The sequence below is a fragment of the Streptomyces netropsis genome (assembly GCF_014203545.1).
In the GTDB taxonomy this organism is placed as follows: Bacteria; Actinomycetota; Actinomycetes; order Streptomycetales; family Streptomycetaceae; genus Streptomyces; species Streptomyces netropsis.
The window spans coordinates 498,569-517,951 of record NZ_JACHJG010000004.1 but is presented as its reverse complement, the minus strand read 5'-3'; the positions used below and the strand labels follow the sequence as shown (position 1 = coordinate 517,951).

The window sequence follows — 19,383 nt, the reverse complement described above, 5'->3', positions numbered from 1 at the left end:
GGTGGGGGTGGCCGTCGCGAGGCGCCCTCAGAACCTCGTATGGTCGTATCCGTGTTGGAGGAGATGCGGATCCGGTCCTTGGGCGTCATTGATGACGCGGTGGTCGAGCTGTCACCCGGTTTCACCGCGGTGACCGGCGAGACCGGCGCGGGCAAGACCATGGTCGTCACCAGCCTCGGTCTGCTGCTCGGCGGGCGCGCCGACCCCGCCCTGGTGCGGGTGGGCGCCAAGGCCGCCGTGGTCGAGGGGAGGATCACCGTCGACCACCGGTCGCCCGCGGCCGTACGGGCCGAGGAGGCCGGCGCCGAACTCGACGACGGCACGCTGCTCATCAGCCGCACCCTCTCCGCCGAGGGGCGCTCGCGCGCCCACCTCGGCGGCCGGAGCGTGCCCGTGGGGCTGCTGGCCGAGCTGGCGGACGACCTCGTCGCCGTGCACGGCCAGACCGACCAGCAGGGGCTGCTGCGCCCGGCCCGGCAGCGGCAGGCCCTCGACCGGTACGCGGGCGACGCGGTGTCCGTGCCGCTCGCCAAGTACGGCGGCGCCTACCGCAGGCTGCGGGCCGTCGTCGCCGAGCTGGAGGAGCTGACCACGCGCGCCCGTGAGCGTGCCCAGGAGGCCGATCTGCTGCGCTTCGGCCTGGACGAGATCGCCGCCACCGAACCCCTGCCGGGGGAGGACGCCGAACTCGCCGCCGAGGCCGAGCGGCTCGGCCACGCCGAGGCCCTCTCCTCCGCGGCCACCGCCGCGCACGCCGCCCTCGCCGGGAACCCCGAGGACCCGGAGGCGTTCGACGCCACCAGCCTCGTCGCGGGCGCGCACCGCACCCTGGAGTCCGTGCGCTCCCACGACCCCGCCCTCGCCTCGCTCGCCGAGCGGCTCGGCGAGCTCGGCATCCTGCTCGCGGACGTGGCCGGGGAGCTGGCCGGTTACGCCTCCGACCTCGACGCCGACCCCCGCCGGCTCGCGGCGGTGGAGGAGCGGCGCGCCGCCCTGACCCACCTGACCCGCAAGTACGGGCCGGACATCGCCGCCGTGCTGGCCTGGGCCGAGGAGAGCGCGGCCCGGCTCGGCGAGCTGGAGGGCGACGACGACCGCATCGGCGAACTCACCGCCGAGCGGGACGCGCTCCGCGCCGAGCTGGGCGAGCTGGCGCAGGCACTGACCGACGCCCGTACGGAGGCGGCGAAGCGATTCGCCGACGCGGTCACCGCCGAACTCGCCTCGCTCGCCATGCCGCACGCGCGCGTCACCTTCTCCGTCCGGCAGACCGAGGTGGACGTGCCGGAGTCCGGCATCGAGGTCGCCGGCCGGGCCGTCGCGTACGGTCCGCACGGCGCCGACGACGTCGAGCTGCTGCTCGCCCCGCACCCCGGCGCCCAGCCGCGCCCCATCGCCAAGGGCGCGTCCGGTGGTGAGCTGTCCCGCGTCATGCTCGCCGTCGAGGTGGTCTTCGCGGGCTCCGACCCCGTGCCGACGTACCTCTTCGACGAGGTCGACGCCGGTGTCGGCGGCAAGGCCGCCGTCGAGGTCGGCCGCCGGCTGGCCCGGCTCGCCCGGACCGCGCAGGTCGTGGTGGTCACCCACCTCCCCCAGGTCGCGGCCTTCGCCGACCGCCATTTGGTGGTGGAGAAGACCCACGAGGGCTCGGTGACCCGAAGCGGCGTCCAGGCCATGGAGGGCGAGGACCGGGTGCGCGAACTCTCCCGCATGCTGGCGGGCCAGGAGGACTCCCAGCTGGCCCGCGCCCACGCCGAGGAACTCCTGGCCGCGGCCCGCGAAACGGGGCACTGAGCGGTCCCCCGACGGGCACCGACCGGGCGCGGGGCGACGCCCGGCCGGGCTCTGACCGGGCCGGGGGCGGCCGCTCGTCGGCGATGGCGCGGCCTGGTCTTGGTTACGGACACCCTGGTCACTCATGTGAGTGAATCCGTGGATGCGTGGGCGAGGTAAGGCCGACAAATCACGCAATGCTGGTGCAGGGATGTCGGTGGGGGCTGGCATCCTGGGCTCAGCACCGTGTCGTACGACTCTGCCCGACTCTGCCCGACTCCGCCGACGTCGAATCAGGAGCTCCGCCCGCGTGAGCAGTACACCCGGCCCGTCGCACACGCGGCCGTCCCTGCACGCCGTACAGGTCCTGGGCAGCGGGAGCGCGGGCAGTGGCGCGCACGTACGGTCGCTCGCGGCCGGACTCGTGGCGCGCGGACTGCGGGTGACGGTGTGCGCGCCGCGCGGGACGGGGGAGGGGTACGCCTTCGCGGGCTCGGGAGCCTCGTTCGCCCCGCTGCCGACGTGCGCGGACGCGTCGGCGGTCGCCGGGATCCGGGCCGCCAGCCTCAGCGCCGACGTCGTGCACGCGCACGGACTGCGCTCGGGGGTGCTGGCGGCGCTGGCGCTGCGCGGCCGGCACACCCCGCTGGTCGTCACCTGGCACACGAAGGTGCGCGCGCAGGGCGCGCGGGCCCAGGTCGTGCGGCTGATGGAGCGGCGCGCGGCACGGGCCGCGGCCGTACTGCTCGGCGCCTCGTCGGACCTCGTGGACCGGGCCCGGCGGCGCGGCGCGCGCGACGCCCGGCTGGCGCCGGTGGCGGTGCCCGCGCCGCGCCCCGGACCACCGGATGACGACTCCCTGCGGCACAAGGCTCGCGCCGAACTCGGCGCGGTGGCCCGGCCCTTGCTGGTCGCCGTCGGCCGTCTGGAGCCGGGCCGGGGGTACGGCCCGCTCCTCGACGCCGCCCGGGCCTGGCGCGAGCTGGATCCCGAACCCCTGCTGATCGTGGCGGGCGAGGGCCCCGAGCGGCCGTGGCTGCAGCACCGGATCGAGACCGAGGCCCTGCCGATCCGGCTGGTCGGCCGTCGCGACGACGTGCCCGAACTGCTGGCGGCGGCCGATGTGGCGATCCTGCCGAGCCGTTGGGAGGCCCGCTCGCTCCTTGCCCAGGAGGCGCTGCACGCGGGCGTCCCGCTGGTCGCGACGTCGGTCGGCGGCGTCCCCGACCTGGTCGGCGACGCCGCCGAACTCGTCCCCTACGGTGACCCGGACGCCCTGTCCGCCGCCGTCACCCGTCTCCTCGACGACCCCGCCCGCCGCGCCGAACTCGTCACCGCGGGCCGTGCCCAGGCGGCGAGCTGGCCCTCCGAGGACGACACGGTCGCCCACGTCCTGAGCATCTACGACGAGCTGAGCCAGCGGGGTGCCTGACGGCGTCGGACACGGTGCCGTCCGGCCTCTGCCCGGCCGGGGTCTGCCCGCCGGGACGGTGCACCGTCGCGGTACGAGCCGTCGGGCCCGGCCCGGCCCGACCGGTCCGGCGACGGCCCGGTCCTGAGCGGGCCTGGCTTGTGGCAGCGGCCTGGCGCCGTGCGGCCGGGCAGGTGGGGTGGTGCGGCCCTGTCGGCCGGCAGGCCGCCGGATCCCGGCGGCCGGTAGTGCGGATCGGCACGGTCAGCCAGGTGGTGAGGCCCTCGCAGGGTCGGCGGCCGGACCCCAGCAGCAGCCCGGAGTCCGACTCCGTGCGGCCGGCCAGGCACGGCGGCGCGGTACGTCGTCGGGCGCGCGCCCGACGCCGGATCCCGGCGGCCCCGGCACTGCCGGATGGGCCCGGCCGGCCGGGCGCCGTGGCGCCACCCGGGCCGACGCGCGCCCGCCCGCGCGGGGCCGGTGTGCCCGGCCGGTGGAGCCACCGTGTTCACGTCACTTGCCGCGAGGCGTGCAGGGCCGGGGCGGTGCCGGGGGACGAGGCCTGGTCAGGTGACTGCCCCAGGCGGCGGCCGCCCGGCCGGCACGGCAGACCGGTGGTCCGGCGCCGAGCCGGGGCCCGGCCGGTGGGGCCGCTGTGTTCATGCCACATGCCGCCGGGCCTGGAGGGCCAGGCTCAGGGCCAGGGCCGTCTGTGGGTCCTCCAGGTCCGTGCCCAGCAGACGGGCGATGCGGGCCAGGCGGTCGTAGAGGGTCTGGCGGTTGAGGTGCAGCTCGCGGGCGGTCTCCGCCTTGCGGCCCGCGTGGGCGAGATAGGTCTCCAGAGTCGGCAGGAGCGGCGGGCGGGCGGCGCGGTCGTGGGCGAGGAGCGGGCCGATGACCCGCTCGACGAACGCCGCCAGATCGCCGTGGGAGCGCAGCCGCCACAGCAGCAGGTCGACGTCCAGCCGCCGCACGTCGTGCCAGGGCCGGTCCGGCAGCCCCTGCGCCGCCGTCGCCGCGTCCGCCGCGTGCCGCAGGGCCGCACCCGCCGTCGCCCAGCCGACCGCCGCGCCGACCACCACGACCGGCGGCCGGGAACCCGCCCGTTCCGGCCACGCCCGCTCCACCCCGGCCCGTAGCGCCGCCGCCACCCGCTCGGCGACCGCCGGCCGGTCGGCCTCCTCGCGCAGCCCGACCAGCAGCGGCATCCGGCCCTCCGGCAGGCGCACGCCCAGCAGCACCGGCGCGCCCACCGCCGTCAGCTCCTCCCGCACCGCATGGGCCAGAGCCGCCCAGCTGTCCGCCGGTGCCGGTCCCGCATGCCGGGCCTCCGGCCGCAGGACCACCGGCAGCAGCGGCCCCGGGCCCGGCCTGAAGCCCAGGACCCGGGCCTGGGCGGGCGCGTCCGCCGGGTCGAGCCGCTCCTCGGCGAGGTCCGTCAGGAAGTCGCCGCGCCCCCGCGCCGCCAGCTCCTCCTCCTGGCGCTCCTGGAGCAGGACGACCGCCAGCAGCCCCGCCGTGCGGTCCGCGGCGATGCGGTGCACCGGTGCGAGCGGCGCGTTCACCGGCAGGACGGCCAGCCGTGCCCGTACCGCGTCGGGGCCCGGGCCGCTGCCCGGGATGTCGGCGAGCACGCTGCCCGCGAGGCCCCCGCCCGGGGCGGCCCGGGCCCGCAGGCCCTCCCAGACCTGGAGCGGATCGGCGGCGCCCGGCTGAGGCGTGGGCCCGGTCGCGTACAGCAGCCGGCCGTCCGGCGTCTCCAGGAAGACCGGGTTGCCCGCGAAGCCCGCGAACAGTCTGAGGATCTCGGGCACCCCGCCCCCGTCCAGCAGCACCCGCGTGCACTGGCGGTGCACCTCCTCGGCGCGGCGCAGCAGGGCGTAGTGCTCATTGACCAGCTCGGTGTGGATCTCCTCGGTGACCGCCACGAACGGCACCTCCCGGTGCAGCTGGACGAGCGGCAGACCGTAGGAGCGCGCCGTGTCCACCACCGCGGTGGGCAGCGTCGCGAAGCGCGCGCCCAGCTCCACCACCAGGGCCGCGATGTCCCGCTCCACCAGTCCGCGGACGAAGGCGCGCTGCTCGGCGGGGCGGGTGCCCACTCCCAGGCCGGTGGTCAGCAGCAGCTCGCCGCCCTTGAGCAGGGTGGCGATGTTCGGCGACTCTCCGGCGTGCACCCAGCGCACCGGCCGGTCCAGCCGGTCGGCGGCGGCCACGACCTCGGGCAGCCCCCGGCGCAGCGCGGGCAGTTCGAGAGCCCGCGCCACGGTGATCGTCCCTTGCGGGCCTCGCGGTTCCATGCCCCGATCCTCGCAGGGAACGCCGACGGCCAGGCCGGAAGGCCGCCGCGTCACCCGTCCCGGGCCGCCTCGGCCACGGCGGCCGGAGCGCCGCCGCGACCGTACGCGTTCCGCCCGGTCAGCCCCCGAACGCGCTCGACGCCGTCAGCCGCAGCGCCGTGTCGATCAGCGGCACGTGGCTGAACGCCTGCGGGAAGTTGCCCACCTGCCGCTGCAGGCGCGGATCCCATTCCTCCGCGAGCAGGCCCAGGTCGTTGCGGAGCGCCAGCAGCCGCTCGAAGAGCTGCCGGGCCTCGTCCACCCGGCCGATCATCGCGAGGTCGTCCGCCAGCCAGAACGAGCAGGCCAGGAAGGCCCCTTCGTCACCCTCCAGCCCGTCCACGCCCGCGTCCTCGCCGGCGGTCGGGTAGCGCAGGACGAAGCCGTCCGGCGTCGACAGCTCGCGCTGGATGGCCTCGATGGTGCCGATGACGCGCTTGTCGTCGGGCGGCAGGAAGCCCATCTGCGGGATCAGCAGCAGCGAGGCGTCCAGCTCCTTGGAGCCGTACGACTGCGTGAAGGTGTTGCGCTCCTTGTCGTAACCCTTCTCGCAGACGTCCCGGTGGATGTCGTCGCGCAGCTCGCGCCAGCGCTCCAGCGGGCCGTCCACGTCCCCGGACTCCAGGAGCTTGATGGTGCGGTCCACCGCCACCCAGGCCATCACCTTGGAGTGCACGAAGTGGCGCCTCGGGCCGCGCACCTCCCAGATGCCCTCGTCCGGCTCGTTCCAGTGGTCCTCGAGATAACCGATGAGGCGCAGCTGGAGGAGCGAGGCGTAGTCGTTGCGGGCGAGCCCGGTCATGTGCGCGAGGTGCAGCGCCTCGGTGACCTCGCCGTAGACGTCCAGCTGGAGCTGGCCCGCCGCGCCGTTGCCGATCCGGACCGGGCCGGAGTTCTCATAGCCCGGCAGCCACGGCAGCTCCGCCTCGCCCAGCTCGCGCTCTCCCGCGATGCCGTACATGATCTGGAGGTTCTCCGGGTCGCCGGCGACCGCGCGGAGCAGCCACTCGCGCCAGGCCCGCGCCTCTTCGCGGTAGCCGGTGCGCAGCAGCGAGGAGAGGGTGATCGCGGCGTCCCGCAGCCAGGTGAAGCGGTAGTCCCAGTTCCGGGAGCCGCCGATGTCCTCGGGCAGCGAGGTGGTGGGCGCGGCGACGATGCCGCCCGTCGGGGCGTAGGTGAGCGCCTTGAGGGTGATCAGCGAGCGGACGACGGCGTCCCGGTAGGGGCCGTGGTACGTACAGTGCTCGACCCACTCCCGCCAGAACTCCTCCGTCGACTCCAGCGACCCCTCCGGGTCGGGCAGCGCCGGCGGCTCGCGGTGCGAGGGCTGCCAGCTGATGGTGAAGGCGACCCGCTCGCCGGGGGAGACGGTGAAGTCGGAGTAGGTGGTGAGGTCCTTGCCGAAGGTCTCGGCCGAGGTGTCCAGCCACACCGAGTCGGGGCCCGCGACGGCCACCGTGCGGTCGCCGACCTTGTGCACCCACGGCACGACCCGCCCGTAGGAGAACCGCATCCGCAGCGAGGAGCGCATCGGCACCCGGCCGCTGACGCCTTCCACGATCCGGATCAGCTGGGGCGCGCCGTCACGCGGCGGCATGAAGTCGATCACCCGCACGGTGCCGCGCGGGGTGTCCCATTCGGATTCGAGCACGAGGGAGTCCCCCCGGTACCGCCGCCGGTCCGCGTACGGTGGCGCCGCCCCCGAGGGGTGTGCGGGACCGATGCGCCAGAAGCCGTGCTCCTCGGTGCCCAGCAGCCCGGCGAACGTCGCGTGGGAATCAAAGCGGGGGAGGCACAGCCAGTCGGCCGTGCCGTCCCGGCAGACAAGGGCGGCGGTCTGCATATCGCCGATGAGTGCGTAATCCTCGATACGCCCGGCCACGTCATCTCCAGTCGAACGGCCACGTGACCCCGAAGGGTCCTCTTGCGGTCAAGCGATCTTTGACGAGCTCTTGTTCCGGGGAGGGGCAGGGATGGTGCCGTGCCGGCCGGCTCGCTGCATGTGTCCGTGCAGGATACGACGCCCAGTTGGTGTGACGCGCGACAGTTGGTGGAGGAAACTGTGCCGAATGGGTGGCCCGGGAGGCCGGACCGGACGGGCCGGCGGAGGTGTCCGCGAGGGGTCGCCGAGGGGGCGGGGAAGGGGCGCCGAAGGGACACGAAGGAGGCACCCCGAAGCCCTCGAGGGGCCCGTCGAGGAGCCGCCACGGCCTCGCCGGACGCGTCCGGCCCCGGGCGCTGATACCCTGGTACCCCGTGGACCGGTGGGCGCAAGACCCCCCAACCGCAGCGACGGCACCCCCGAAGAAATCCGGGTGATCGCCGATACGCACCTCACCTCGCGACCACGGGAGCCCCCCTTTGGCCATTGCCGCAAAGCCCACGACGACCAAGCACCTCTTCGTCACCGGGGGTGTCGCTTCCTCGCTCGGCAAGGGGCTGACCGCCTCCAGCCTGGGTGCGCTGCTCAAGGCGCGGGGTCTGCGGGTCACGATGCAGAAGCTCGACCCGTACCTGAACGTCGACCCCGGCACGATGAACCCGTTCCAGCACGGTGAGGTGTTCGTCACCAACGACGGCGCCGAGACCGACCTCGACATCGGCCACTACGAGCGCTTCCTCGACGTCGACCTCGACGGCTCCGCCAACGTCACCACCGGCCAGGTCTACTCCACCGTGATCGCCAAGGAGCGGCGCGGCGAGTACCTGGGCGACACCGTGCAGGTCATCCCGCACATCACCAACGAGATCAAGCACCGCATCCGGCGCATGGCGACCGACGACGTCGACGTCGTGATCACCGAGGTCGGCGGCACCGTCGGCGACATCGAATCGCTGCCGTTCCTGGAGACGGTCCGTCAGGTCCGCCACGAGGTCGGCCGCGACAACGTCTTCGTCGTGCACATCTCGCTCCTGCCGTACATCGGCCCCTCGGGCGAGCTCAAGACCAAGCCGACCCAGCACTCGGTCGCCGCCCTGCGCAACATCGGCATCCAGCCCGACGCGATCGTGCTGCGCGCCGACCGCGAGGTGCCGACCGCGATCAAGCGCAAGATCTCGCTGATGTGCGACGTCGACGAGGACGCCGTGGTGGCCGCGATCGACGCCCCCTCGATCTACGACATCCCCAAGGTGCTGCACACCGAGGGCCTGGACGCCTACGTCGTGCGCAAGCTCGACCTGCCGTTCCGCGACGTGAACTGGACCCAGTGGGAGGACCTGCTGGACCGCGTCCACAACCCCGACCACGAGGTCACCGTCGCGCTCGTCGGCAAGTACATCGACCTGCCCGACGCCTACCTCTCGGTCACCGAGGCCATCCGCGCCGGCGGCTTCGCCAACCGCGCCAAGGTCAAGGTCAAGTGGGTCGCCTCGGACGACTGCAAGACGCCCGCGGGCGCCAAGAAGCAGCTCGCCGACGTCGACGCGATCTGCATCCCGGGCGGCTTCGGCGACCGTGGTGTGAACGGCAAGGTCGGCGCGATCACCTACGCCCGTGAGAACAAGGTCCCGCTGCTGGGCCTGTGCCTGGGTCTGCAGTGCGTCGTCATCGAGGCCGCGCGCAACCTCGCCGGCATCGAGGGCGCGAACTCCACCGAGTTCGACCCGGCCACCGCCAACCCGGTCATCTCCACCATGGCCGAGCAGATGGACATCGTCGCCGGTGAGGGCGACATGGGTGGCACCATGCGCCTGGGCATGTACCCGGCGAAGCTCGCCGAGGGCTCCATCGTCCGTGAGGTCTACGACAACGAGCCCTACGTCGAGGAGCGCCACCGTCACCGCTACGAGGTGAACAACTCCTACCGCGCCGAGCTGGAGAAGAAGGCCGGTCTGGTCTTCTCGGGCACCTCCCCGGACAACAAGCTCGTCGAGTACGTCGAGTACCCGCGCGAGACGCACCCCTACCTGGTCGCCACCCAGGCGCACCCGGAGCTGCGCTCCCGCCCGACCCGTCCGCACCCGCTCTTCGCGGGTCTGGTCAAGGCGGCCGTCGCCCGCCAGCAGTCCGCTCAGCAGGGCTGATCGCGGGCCGACCGGCAGTCGGCCTATACGGTTACCGGGGTGAGGGTCTTCCAGGAGACCCTCACCCCGGTCTCTGTTTTTCGGAAGGACGCACATGGGCATCAAGGACAACGCCGAGGAGTGGCGGGTCACCGAGACGAAGACGCCGTTCGTCGGCAACAAGACCAGCGTGGTCACGGACGCGGTGGTGATGCCGGACGGCTCGACCGTCACGCGCGACTACCAGGTGCACCCCGGCTCGGTCGCCGTCCTCGCCCTCGACGAGCAGGACCGGGTGCTGGTCCTCAAGCAGTACCGCCACCCGGTGCGCCAGCGGCTGTGGGAGATCCCGGCCGGTCTGCTCGACATCCCCGGCGAGAACCCGCTGCGCGCGGCCCAGCGCGAGCTGTACGAGGAGGCGCACGTCAAGGCGGAGGACTGGCGGGTCCTCACCGACGTCTACACCACGCCGGGCGGCTGCGACGAGGCCGTACGGGTCTTCCTGGCCCGCGATCTGTCCGACGTGGAGGGCGAGCGGTTCGAGGTCTCCGAGGAGGAGGCCGACATGGAGCTGGCGCGCGTGCCGCTGGACGAGCTGGTGCGTGGCGTCCTCGCGGGTGACCTCCACAACAACTGCCTGGTCGTGGGCGTCCTCTCGCTCGCCGCGGCGCGGGCCGCGGGTGCCCTCGACGACCTCCGCCCGGCACAGGCGCCGTGGCCTGCCCGGCCGTTCGAGGTGTGAGCGGTCCCCGTAGCCTGATCTTTGCCGTCTGCGGCGGCGGGCGTCCTGCGGGCGCGTCCTCAAGCCCGTCCGGCGCTTGAGGACACCGCCGCGCAGCGGTGGTGCAAGGCGCGACCCCGTCGGACGATACGGCCAACCGAATAGGTGATCTTCGGTGAGGCGGATCGGGCTTCCCCCGAGGTGTGGCGGACGGTGAACTAGGCTCGAAGCGTTCCCGCCGCGGCCGCGACGGGCTCGTGCGTGCAGGTGGACGGGAGTGGGCCCCGTGGCGGAGCAGGCGGTGGAGACCGGAGGACTGGCGGCGGCTCCGCCCGAGCGGCGGCTGTCCGCCATGGGTACCGGGGTGAGAACCCGTCAGGTCCGCGCCGCGTCGGACCGGTTCGTCGGCCGGGGCCGCGAGCTCAAGGCGCTGCGCGCCGACATCGTCCGCGCCGGGCTCGACACGCTCTCCGGCCGCAAGACCCCGCGCAGCCGGGTGCTGCTCATCGCCGGACGGCCCGGCTCCGGACGCACCGCGCTGGCCGAGGAGCTGGTGAGACGGCTGGCCGAGGAGTACCCGGACGGGGTAGTGCGCGCCCGCCTCACGGGGGTCGACGGGGAACCCGTCCCCACCGAACGGACCGCCCGCGCCCTGCTCACCGCGCTCGGCGCGCCCGTACCGGCCGGGGCCGGGGAGGACGAGCTGACCGAGGCGCTGCGCGGCGCGCTGGACGGCCGCCGGGTGGTGCTGCTCTACGACGACGCGGCGGGCGCCGAGCAGGTGGACCCGCTGCTGCCGGACGAATCGGCGTGCTTGGTCGTCGCCGTCTCCCGGGGGCCGCTGACGGGCGTCCCCGATGTGCGGCCCTGCACCCTCGGCGGCCTCGACGTGGCCGCCGCCGTCGATCTCCTGGAGTGGTACGCGGGCCCCACCCGGATCACCTGCGACCCGGTGGCCGCGGCCTGCGTCGTGGAGGAGTGCGGCGGTCAGCCCGCGGCACTGGTCCTCGTCGGTGGCTGGCTCGCGGCCCGGCCCAAGATGTCGGTCGTCGACGTGGCCAAGCGGCTGCGGGAACTGGCGCCCGCCGAAGGTCACGAAGGGGTCGGCGGCCGTCCGCTGGGCCGGGCCTTCCGGCTCGCCTACGAATCGCTGCCGCAGACCCCCGCCCGGATCCTGCGGCTGCTCGCCCTGGCCCCCGCCGGGCTCGTCGACGCCCACACCACCTCCGCGCTGGCGGGCTGTTCGGTCTCCGCCGCCCAGGCCGCGCTGGAGGAATTCACCGTCCAGGGGTTCCTGCGCGCCGAACCCGCCGAGGTGCCGGCCGTGTCCGCCGGGGCACCGGGTGTGCCGGGTGGGCCGCTCGGGGCCGCCACCCGGTCCTGCGAGCCGCCGGCCCCCCAGTACCGGGTGCCCGGCTGCCTCGCGCCGATGCTGCGGGCCGCGCTGTACGAGCGGGAGCGGCCCGCCGAGGTGGAGTTGGCGCGGGCGCGGATGCTGGAGCGGACCGTACGCCAGCTGCACTCCTGCCGGGCCATCACCGAAACGGGGGACCTCGCCACCCGGAAGAGGATCGCCGAACTGCCGCGCCCGCTGCGCTTTCCCACCCGGCAGGCCGCCGAGGAGTGGCTGCTGGCGCGGCTGCCGTCGCTGCTGGCCGCGGCCCGGCTGGCGGTCGAGGACGGTCGGCTCGACACCCTCGCCCGGCGGTTGGTCTCCGCGCTGACCCGGGCGCTGACGGCCCATCTGGGGGCCGAGCGGGCGGCGCCGGAGCTGTACGGACTGCACCAACTGGTCCTCGACGTCGCCCAGCGCTGCGAGATGCCCCTGGAGAAGGGCGCGGCGCTGCTGAACCTCGGTGACCTGGACGCCCGCGCCGGACGCACGACGGAGGCGCTGGACCGCTACCGGGAGGCGCTGCGGGCGGCGCGCGAGTCGGGTGACCCGTACGCCACCAGCCGCTCGTTGGAGTCCATCGCCGCCGCGCACCAGGAGCTCGGCGACTGGCAGCGTGCCGCCGACTGGTACCGGCGCGGACTCGAGCTGCGGCTGACGCGGGGTGAACTCGCCGACGAGGCGCGGCTCTACGGGCGGCTCGGCGCGGTGTACACCTACGCGGGCGAGTGGGGCGACGCGCTGCGCAGCTGGCGCGCGGCGGCGGCCGCGTGCCGCAGGCTGCGGGACCTGCCCGGCCACGCGCGGGCACTGAGCGAGGCCGCCCGGGTGCAGGAGTACGCGGGCCGGCCGCAGGAGGCGTTGCGCACCTGCCTGGAGGCGGTGGAGTGCGCCCGGCAGGCGGGCGACACCAGGCTGCAGGCGGCGGTCCGGCTGCGGCTGGCGGACACCCTGGAGCGCCTCGGCGACCCGGCGGCCGCCGATCTGCACCGCACCGAGGCCGAGCGGCTCCTGGAGGCGGCTCCCGCGGGCGTAGGCGCCGCCGAGCCGGAGGGGGCCGGCGATCCGCAGTCCGGCGCGGCCGGGACCCGGATAGCCGGGGGTGGTGGGATCTCCGGCCTCGCCGGAACCACGACCTCGAAGGCGGCTCAGAACCGGACCCAGAACCGGACCCAGAACCGGCAGGGCCAGCAGGTCCCGAAGGGCAGCCTACGAAATCAGTAGTGGTTCGCGAAAAGATTGACCCTTTACAAGGCTAGACAGCGCGAGATCCTTCATTAGACTGGTCGGGCCGCGATCGACGCGGTCTGCTCTGGTATGCCCCGGCATATCCGGATTAGCCTGTCATTATCTGATTCAAGGACCGTGATCGACGTGAAGGTCGGCATCCCCCGCGAGGTCAAGAACAACGAGTTCCGCGTGGCCATCACGCCCGCCGGCGTGCATGAGCTGGTGCGTAACGGCCACCAGGTCTACGTGGAGAAGAACGCCGGTGTCGGCTCCTCCATCACCGACGCCGAGTACGTCGCCGCCGGGGCGAACATCCTGGAGACGGCCGACGAGGTGTGGGAGACCGCCGACCTGCTGCTGAAGGTCAAGGAGCCCATCGCCGAGGAGTACCACCGCCTCCGCAAGGAGCAGACGCTCTTCACCTACCTGCACCTCGCCGCCTCCCGCGAGTGCACGGACGCGCTGCTGGAGTCCGGCACCACCGCCATCGCGTACGAGACCGTGGAGACCGCGACCCGCGCGCTGCCGCTGCTCGCCCCCATGTCCGAGGTCGCGGGCCGGCTGGCCCCGCAGGTCGGCGCCTACCACCTGATGCGCTCGGCCGGCGGCCGCGGCGTGCTGCCGGGCGGCGTCCCGGGTACCTCGGCGGGCAAGGCCGTCGTCATCGGCGGTGGCGTCTCCGGCTGGAACGCGGCCCAGATCGCCATCGGCATGGGCTTCCACGTCACGCTGCTCGACCGTGACATCAACAAGCTCCGCGAGGCCGACAAGATCTTCGGCACGAAGATCCAGACGATCGTCTCCAACGCCTTCGAGCTGGAGAAGGCCGTCGTCGAGGCCGACCTCGTCATCGGTGCCGTCCTCATCCCGGGCGCCAAGGCCCCGAAGCTGGTCACCAACGAGCTCGTCGCCAAGATGAAGCCCGGAAGTGTCCTTGTCGACATTGCGATCGACCAGGGCGGCTGCTTCGAGGACTCCCGTCCCACCACCCACGCGGAGCCGACCTTCGAGGTCCACAACTCCGTCTTCTACTGCGTCGCCAACATGCCGGGCGCGGTGCCGCACACCTCCACCTACGCGCTGACCAACGCCACGCTGCCCTACATCGTGGAGCTGGCGAACCGCGGCTGGCAGGAGGCGCTGAGCCGGGACGCCGCTCTCGCCAAGGGTCTCAACACCCACGGGGGACAGGTCGTTTACGGCCCCGTCGCCGAGGCGCACGGTCTGCCGCAGGTCGAACTGAGCGCGCTCCTCGGCTGACTTCTCCGCTGAATCCCGGTGCGTCGTCAACGCGACACACCAAGAGCGTGCACCCGGCCGGGCCTTGCTGAGCAAGGCCCGGCCGGGCTGTTTTCGCATCGGCGCACCCGCCCGTGAAAGTTCCGGGTTATGGGCCGTACACCCTTGACAGAAGGCTGTTCGATTGCCGACACATCGCGCTGTCTCCGGCGGATTGTGTTGCTGCGAACCGCCGACACGCCATAGAGTCGCAGACCGTCGGCATGGTGCCACGCTGACCTATCTAGATGTTTCCTGGTCACCAAGGAGGTAGGACGACTTGTGAATGAGTCGACATTTGCTCCCGGGGGTGGTCACCCAGGAATGTCTGCGCAGGGCCAGAGTCCCGTGGGGCTCGAAGCTGTCGGCTCCGTCGCTGTCCACACCTTCGCAGCCCGCCACCACATCCAGAGCACGACGACGACAGCCCACCAGAGCATGGACGGCCATCACGTGAACGCCATGGCCGGCGACCGCGGCGGCAGAGACTCCGCCCCTCTCGCCGACTACGAGGACGTGCCCGAGGGGCACTTTTACGACCCCGACGCGGAGTACGAGCCCGATCCCGAATACGCTGCCACGCTCGCGCCCGACGCCGCCCGTCAACGTCGCGAGCGCATCGGCCCCACCGGACGGCCGCTGCCCTACTTCCCGATCCCGGGGCCGCTGACCGACCACGGCCCCGCGAAGATCATCGCGATGTGCAACCAGAAGGGCGGGGTCGGCAAGACCACCTCGACCATCAACCTGGGCGCCGCGCTCGCGGAGTACGGACGCCGGGTGCTGCTCGTCGACTTCGACCCGCAGGGCGCCCTCTCCGTCGGCCTCGGCGTCAATCCGATGGAGCTGGACCTGACGGTCTACAACCTGCTCATGGAGCGGGGCATGCAGGCCGACGAGGTGCTGCTGAAGACGGCCGTGCCCAACATGGACCTGCTGCCCAGCAACATCGACCTGTCCGCGGCCGAGGTCCAGCTCGTCAGCGAGGTGGCCCGCGAGTCCACCCTCCAGCGGGCGCTCAAGCCGCTGATGGCCGACTACGACTACATCGTCATCGACTGTCAGCCCTCGCTCGGTCTGCTCACCGTCAACGCCCTGACGGCGGCTCACAAGGTGATCGTCCCCCTGGAGTGCGAATTCTTCGCGCTGCGCGGTGTGGCCCTGCTCACCGAGACGATCGAGAAGGTCCAGGAGCGGCTCAACCCCGAGCTGGAGCTGGACGGCATCCTCGCCACGATGTACGACTCGCGGACCGTGCACAGCCGCGAGGTCCTCGCGCGCGTCGTCGAGGCGTTCGACGATCACGTCTACCACACCGTCATCGGCCGTACGGTGCGCTTCCCCGAGACCACGGTCGCGGGCGAGCCCATCACCACGTACGCGTCGAACTCCGTCGGTGCCGCCGCCTACCGTCAGCTCGCCAGGGAGGTGCTCGCCCGGTGTCACGCCGAGTGAGTCTGCCCGGCGCCGACGAACTGTTCCGCACCACCGGAGGGATGGGGCTCCAGTCCTCCTCCCCCCGTCGGCAGGCGAGCGGCGAGGCGCCCCCGCGGGTCCCCGGCCAGGCCGCCGAATCCGACTCCGCGCCCGAGCAGGGCGCCGGGGCCAATCCGGACGGACACGAGCGCGGTGGCCGCGGCGGAGCCGGTACGGACCGTGAGCAGCCCGACGGGCGGCGCTCCGCCGCCGCGGACCGGGACCGCCCCACGGGCGCCCGGCCGGCGGCCGCGCAGAGCGAGCCCGCCGCCTCCGCCCAGGGCCGCCGCCGGGGCCGGGGTGCGGGCCGCCGGCCCAGCGGCCGTGAGCGGCACGACGAGAAGATCACGGTCTATGTCTCCGCCGAGGAGCTGATGGACCTCGAACACGCCCGGCTGGTGCTGCGCGGCGAGCACGGACTCGCCGTCGACCGCGGCCGGATCGTGCGGGAGGCCGTCGCGGTCGTCCTCGCCGACCTGGAGTCGCGCGGCGACGCGAGCATTCTCGTACGGCGGCTGCGCGGGCGCTGAGCGGGTGTGCCCCGATAGCCTGGCCTGCCCCGTACGGGACGGCCCGTACCGGCTCCGGGGGTCCCCGTACCCACGCGTCGTGCCGGGCTCCCGTGCCCGGTCCGTCAGGGCCGCCCCTCCCCAGCACCATGGACCCCGATCGATGCCGACACACCCGCCCGCCCGCCGAACCCTCGGCCACGGCGCGGCCCGGCCACCGCAGGAACCGCCACCGGCACCACGGGCACCGCAGCCCCCGGCCGATGCCGCGGGCGAGGGCGGCACAGCCCCCGCCGACGCCCGGTTCACCGTCCGGCTCGCCAACTTCGAGGGCCCGTTCGACCTGCTCCTCCAGCTGATCGCCAAGCACAAGCTGGACGTCACCGAGGTCGCCCTGTCGAAGGTCACCGACGAGTTCATGGCACACATCCGGGCCATGGGCCCGGACTGGGACCTGGACCAGACCACCGAGTTCCTCGTCGTCGCGGCGACGCTCCTGGACCTCAAGGCCGCCCGGCTGCTGCCCGTCGCCCAGGTCGAGGACGAGGCGGACCTCGCACTGCTGGAGGCCCGGGACCTGCTGTTCGCCCGGCTGTTGCAGTACCGGGCGTACAAACGCATCGCGGAGATCTTCAGCGGGCGGCTGGCGGCGGAGGCCCGCCGGTACGCCCGCACCGTCGGCCTCGAACCGCACCACGCCGAGCTGCTCCCCGAGGTCGTCCTCGGTATCGGCGCGCACGGCCTCGCCGAGCTCGCCGCGAAGGCGATGCGGCCCAAGCCGCGGCCCGAGGTGTACGTCGACCACATCCACGCGCCGCTGGTCAGCGTCCGCGAGCAGGCCGACGTCGTCGTGGCCCGGCTGCGGGACGCGGGCGAGGCGAGCTTCGGACAGCTCACCGCGGACGCCCCGGACACCCTGACGGTCGTGGCGCGCTTCCTGGCGCTGCTGGAGCTCTACCGCGAGCGGGTGGTCGTCCTGGACCAGGAGCAGGCGCTGGGCGCGCTGACGGTCCGCTGGACGGGCGCGGCGGACGCCCGGCCGGTGGTGACGGACGAGTTCGACCGCGAGCCGGGCGAGGACCCCGGGGAAGGCCCGCAGCAGGAGCAGGAGGAGACGGCATGAGCGACGAGGCACACGGACACGAGGACGCGCCCGCGGGGCCGCGGAGGGCGACGGCGGTCGCGGACCTGCCCCTGGGGCCCGCCCTGGAGGCGGTGCTGATGGTCGTCGACGAGCCGGCCACCGAGGAGCACCTCGCCAGGATCCTGGAGCGGCCCCGCCGCGAGGTCGCGCAGGCGCTGCGCGAGCTCTCCGAGGAGTACACCGCGCAGGGGCGCGGCTTCGACCTGCGGATGGTGGCCGGCGGCTGGCGCTTCTTCACCCGTCCCGCGTACGCCGACGCCGTCGAGTGCTTCGTCCTCGACGGCCAGCAGGCCCGGCTGACACAGGCCGCGCTGGAGACCCTGGCCGTGGTCGCGTACCGTCAACCGGTCAGCCGATCGAGGGTCTCCGCCGTTCGTGGAGTGAACTGCGACGGCGTGATGCGCACCCTCCTCCAGCGGGGTCTGGTGGAGGAGACGGGGACGGAACCCGAAACAGGTGCGATCCTGTACAGGACGACGAATTACTTTCTGGAGCGAATGGGCCTGCGTGGCCTGGACGAGCTCCCGGAGCTAGCGCCCTTCCTCCCCGAGGCGGAAGCGATCGAGGGCGACACTCAGGAAGGTGTGCCGTCGTTCGATCCGGACGCACCGGACACCGACGCAGACGACAAGACGGAACTTTGATGCGAAGCAGCGGCAGGAACAGCGGAAGCGGCAACCGGGACGACCGGGGCGCACGAGGCGGGTCCCCCCGGCCGGCGTCCGGGGGCGGACGCTCCGGTGGCGGGCGCCCCGAGGGCGGTCGCTCCGGCGGCGGTCGCCCTGAGGGCGGTCGCTCCGGCGGCGGCTACGGCGGTGGCGGTCGTTCCGGCGGCGGGCGCCCCGAGGGTGGTCGCTCCGGCGGCGGCTACGGCGGCGGTCGCCCCGACGGCGGGCGTTCCGAAGGCGGGCGTTCCGAAGGCGGTCGTTACGACGGCGGCCGCTCCGGGGGCCAGCGCGACGACCGGCCGCAGGAGCGTCCGCGCCGTCCCCGCCCGGAGGAGCGCCGCTACGACGTGGGCCCCGACGCCGAGCGCACCCGCGGCGGCGCCACCAGCGGCCGCACCAGCGGTCCCACCAGCAGCGGCCGCGGCGCGTCGGCCCGCGGCGGCGCCAAGGGCGGCCCCCGCAGGAGCCCCACCGCCGGTGCCGGCGGCCGGACCAGCGGGCCCGCCCGCGGTCACTCCGTCCCGGCCCGCCCGCGCGAGCTCGACGCCAAGATCGAGGAGCGCAACCGGGAGCGGCACAACAAGCCGCAGGTCAAGACCCCCAAGACGTTCCCCGGTGCCGAGCAGGAGGGTGAGCGTCTGCAGAAGGTGCTCGCCCGTGCCGGCATGGGCTCCAGGCGCGCCTGCGAGGAGCTCATCGAGCAGTCCCGGGTCGAGGTCAACGGCGAGATCGTGATCGAGCAGGGCCTGCGCGTGGACCCGGAGAAGGACGAGATCAAGGTCGACGGCCTGACCGTCGCCACCCAGTCCTACCTCTTCTTCGCGCTCAACAAGCCGGCCGGCGTCGTCTCCACCATGGAGGACCCCGACGGCCGCCAGTGCCTCGGCGACTACGTCACCAACCGCGAGACCCGGCTCTTCCACGTCGGCCGTCTCGACACGGAGACCGAGGGCATCATCCTGCTCACCAACCACGGTGAGCTGGCCCACCGCCTCACCCACCCGAAGTACGGCGTCCAGAAGACCTACCTCGCCGCCATCACCGGCCCGCTGCCGCGTGACATCGGCAAGCAGCTCAAGAGCGGCATCCAGCTGGAGGACGGCTGGGCCCGCGCCGACAACTTCCGGGTGATCCAGCAGACCGGCAAGAACTACCTGGTCGAGGTCACCCTCCACGAGGGCCGCAAGCACATCGTGCGCCGCATGCTCGCCGAGGCGGGCTTCCCGGTCGAGAAGCTGGTCCGCACCAGCTTCGGCCCGATCCCCCTCGGCGACCAGAAGTCCGGCTGGCTGCGCCGTCTGACCAACACCGAGGTCGGCATGCTCATGCGCGAGGTCGACCTCTAGGCCTGGCGGCTCTGCTGGACGTCTGGCCGCCTGCGGCGCGTCCTCAAACGCCGGACGGGCTTGATGTGGCCGAGCTCGCCACATCAAGCC

General features: G+C 73.5%; 13 protein-coding genes. 11 read left to right on the top strand and 2 right to left on the bottom strand.

Features of this window, described 5'->3' with window-relative positions:
* The first annotated feature begins 39 nt into the window (after positions 1-39).
* Together recN and FHS38_RS13410 are read left to right on the top strand one after the other, a co-directional pair.
* Positions 40-1,794, top strand: coding sequence for a DNA repair protein RecN (gene recN / locus FHS38_RS13415; protein WP_184733741.1), 1,755 nt, complete (start codon positions 40-42; stop codon positions 1,792-1,794).
* A 289-nt stretch (positions 1,795-2,083) separates the two neighbouring features.
* Positions 2,084-3,205: a glycosyltransferase family 4 protein gene (locus tag FHS38_RS13410; RefSeq protein WP_229822424.1), complete on the top strand. Its 1,122-nt coding sequence runs from the start codon at positions 2,084-2,086 to the stop codon at positions 3,203-3,205.
* A gap of 638 nt (positions 3,206-3,843) precedes the next feature.
* On the opposite strand, the gene FHS38_RS13405 is transcribed toward FHS38_RS13410, so the two are convergent.
* Both FHS38_RS13405 and FHS38_RS13400 read right to left on the bottom strand, forming a co-directional pair.
* A complete protein-coding gene (locus tag FHS38_RS13405; RefSeq protein ID WP_184733739.1) occupies positions 3,844-5,484 on the bottom strand; it encodes a PucR family transcriptional regulator in 1,641 nt (546 codons plus the stop codon).
* Positions 5,485-5,602: 118 nt separating this feature from the next.
* Positions 5,603-7,405 (bottom strand): glycoside hydrolase family 15 protein, encoded by a 1,803-nt coding sequence (locus FHS38_RS13400; RefSeq protein WP_184733738.1) that lies wholly within the window; start codon positions 7,403-7,405, stop codon positions 5,603-5,605.
* Between the two features lie 479 nt (positions 7,406-7,884).
* Here FHS38_RS13400 and pyrG point away from each other — a divergent pair, with 479 nt between their 5' ends.
* The 9 genes from pyrG (at position 7,885) to FHS38_RS13355 (ending at position 19,293) form a co-directional block, all read left to right on the top strand.
* Entirely contained in the window at positions 7,885-9,549 is a 1,665-nt protein-coding gene (pyrG, locus tag FHS38_RS13395) for a CTP synthase (protein WP_221494912.1), read from the top strand.
* A gap of 94 nt (positions 9,550-9,643) precedes the next feature.
* On the top strand, positions 9,644-10,270 hold the full coding sequence (locus FHS38_RS13390; protein ID WP_130877044.1) for an NUDIX domain-containing protein: 627 nt from the start codon (positions 9,644-9,646) through the stop codon (positions 10,268-10,270).
* 265 nt (positions 10,271-10,535) lie between these two features.
* The gene (locus FHS38_RS13385; protein ID WP_229822423.1) at positions 10,536-12,866 is read left to right on the top strand and encodes a tetratricopeptide repeat protein; all 2,331 of its coding nucleotides are present in this window, start codon (positions 10,536-10,538) and stop codon (positions 12,864-12,866) included.
* 150 nt (positions 12,867-13,016) lie between these two features.
* Positions 13,017-14,132 carry an alanine dehydrogenase gene (gene ald / locus FHS38_RS13380; protein ID WP_184733790.1) on the top strand — a complete coding sequence of 372 codons (1,116 nt, stop codon included), beginning with the start codon at positions 13,017-13,019 and terminating at the stop codon, positions 14,130-14,132.
* A 342-nt stretch (positions 14,133-14,474) separates the two neighbouring features.
* Positions 14,475-15,605 (top strand): ParA family protein, encoded by a 1,131-nt coding sequence (locus FHS38_RS13375; protein ID WP_130877043.1) that lies wholly within the window; start codon positions 14,475-14,477, stop codon positions 15,603-15,605.
* Positions 15,590-16,156, top strand: a complete 567-nt coding sequence (locus FHS38_RS13370) for a hypothetical protein (RefSeq protein WP_184733737.1) — start codon at positions 15,590-15,592, stop codon at positions 16,154-16,156. Before FHS38_RS13375 ends, FHS38_RS13370 begins: the two co-directional genes overlap by 16 nt.
* A 142-nt stretch (positions 16,157-16,298) precedes the next feature.
* Positions 16,299-17,258, top strand: a complete 960-nt coding sequence (locus tag FHS38_RS13365; protein ID WP_184733736.1) for a segregation and condensation protein A — start codon at positions 16,299-16,301, stop codon at positions 17,256-17,258.
* Complete coding sequence (gene scpB / locus FHS38_RS13360) at positions 17,255-17,923, top strand: SMC-Scp complex subunit ScpB (RefSeq protein ID WP_184733735.1); 669 nt, start codon at positions 17,255-17,257, stop codon at positions 17,921-17,923. Before FHS38_RS13365 ends, scpB begins: the two co-directional genes overlap by 4 nt.
* Positions 17,923-19,293, top strand: a complete 1,371-nt coding sequence (locus FHS38_RS13355) for a pseudouridine synthase (RefSeq protein WP_184733734.1) — start codon at positions 17,923-17,925, stop codon at positions 19,291-19,293. Before scpB ends, FHS38_RS13355 begins: the two co-directional genes overlap by 1 nt.
* The last annotated feature ends 90 nt before the right edge of the window (positions 19,294-19,383 follow it).

What these genes read in the sequence shown, in the direction of transcription:
- recN (WP_184733741.1), top strand. Translation starts at nt 40, where the DNA reads ATGGTCGTATCCGTGTTGGAGGAGATGCGGATCCGGTCCTTGGGCGTC.
- FHS38_RS13405 (WP_184733739.1), bottom strand. Translation starts at nt 5,484, where the DNA reads ATGGAACCGCGAGGCCCGCAAGGGACGATCACCGTGGCGCGGGCTCTC.
- FHS38_RS13390 (WP_130877044.1), top strand. Translation starts at nt 9,644, where the DNA reads ATGGGCATCAAGGACAACGCCGAGGAGTGGCGGGTCACCGAGACGAAG.
- FHS38_RS13375 (WP_130877043.1), top strand. Translation starts at nt 14,475, where the DNA reads ATGTCTGCGCAGGGCCAGAGTCCCGTGGGGCTCGAAGCTGTCGGCTCC.
- FHS38_RS13365 (WP_184733736.1), top strand. Translation starts at nt 16,299, where the DNA reads ATGCCGACACACCCGCCCGCCCGCCGAACCCTCGGCCACGGCGCGGCC.
- scpB (WP_184733735.1), top strand. Translation starts at nt 17,255, where the DNA reads ATGAGCGACGAGGCACACGGACACGAGGACGCGCCCGCGGGGCCGCGG.
- FHS38_RS13355 (WP_184733734.1), top strand. Translation starts at nt 17,923, where the DNA reads ATGCGAAGCAGCGGCAGGAACAGCGGAAGCGGCAACCGGGACGACCGG.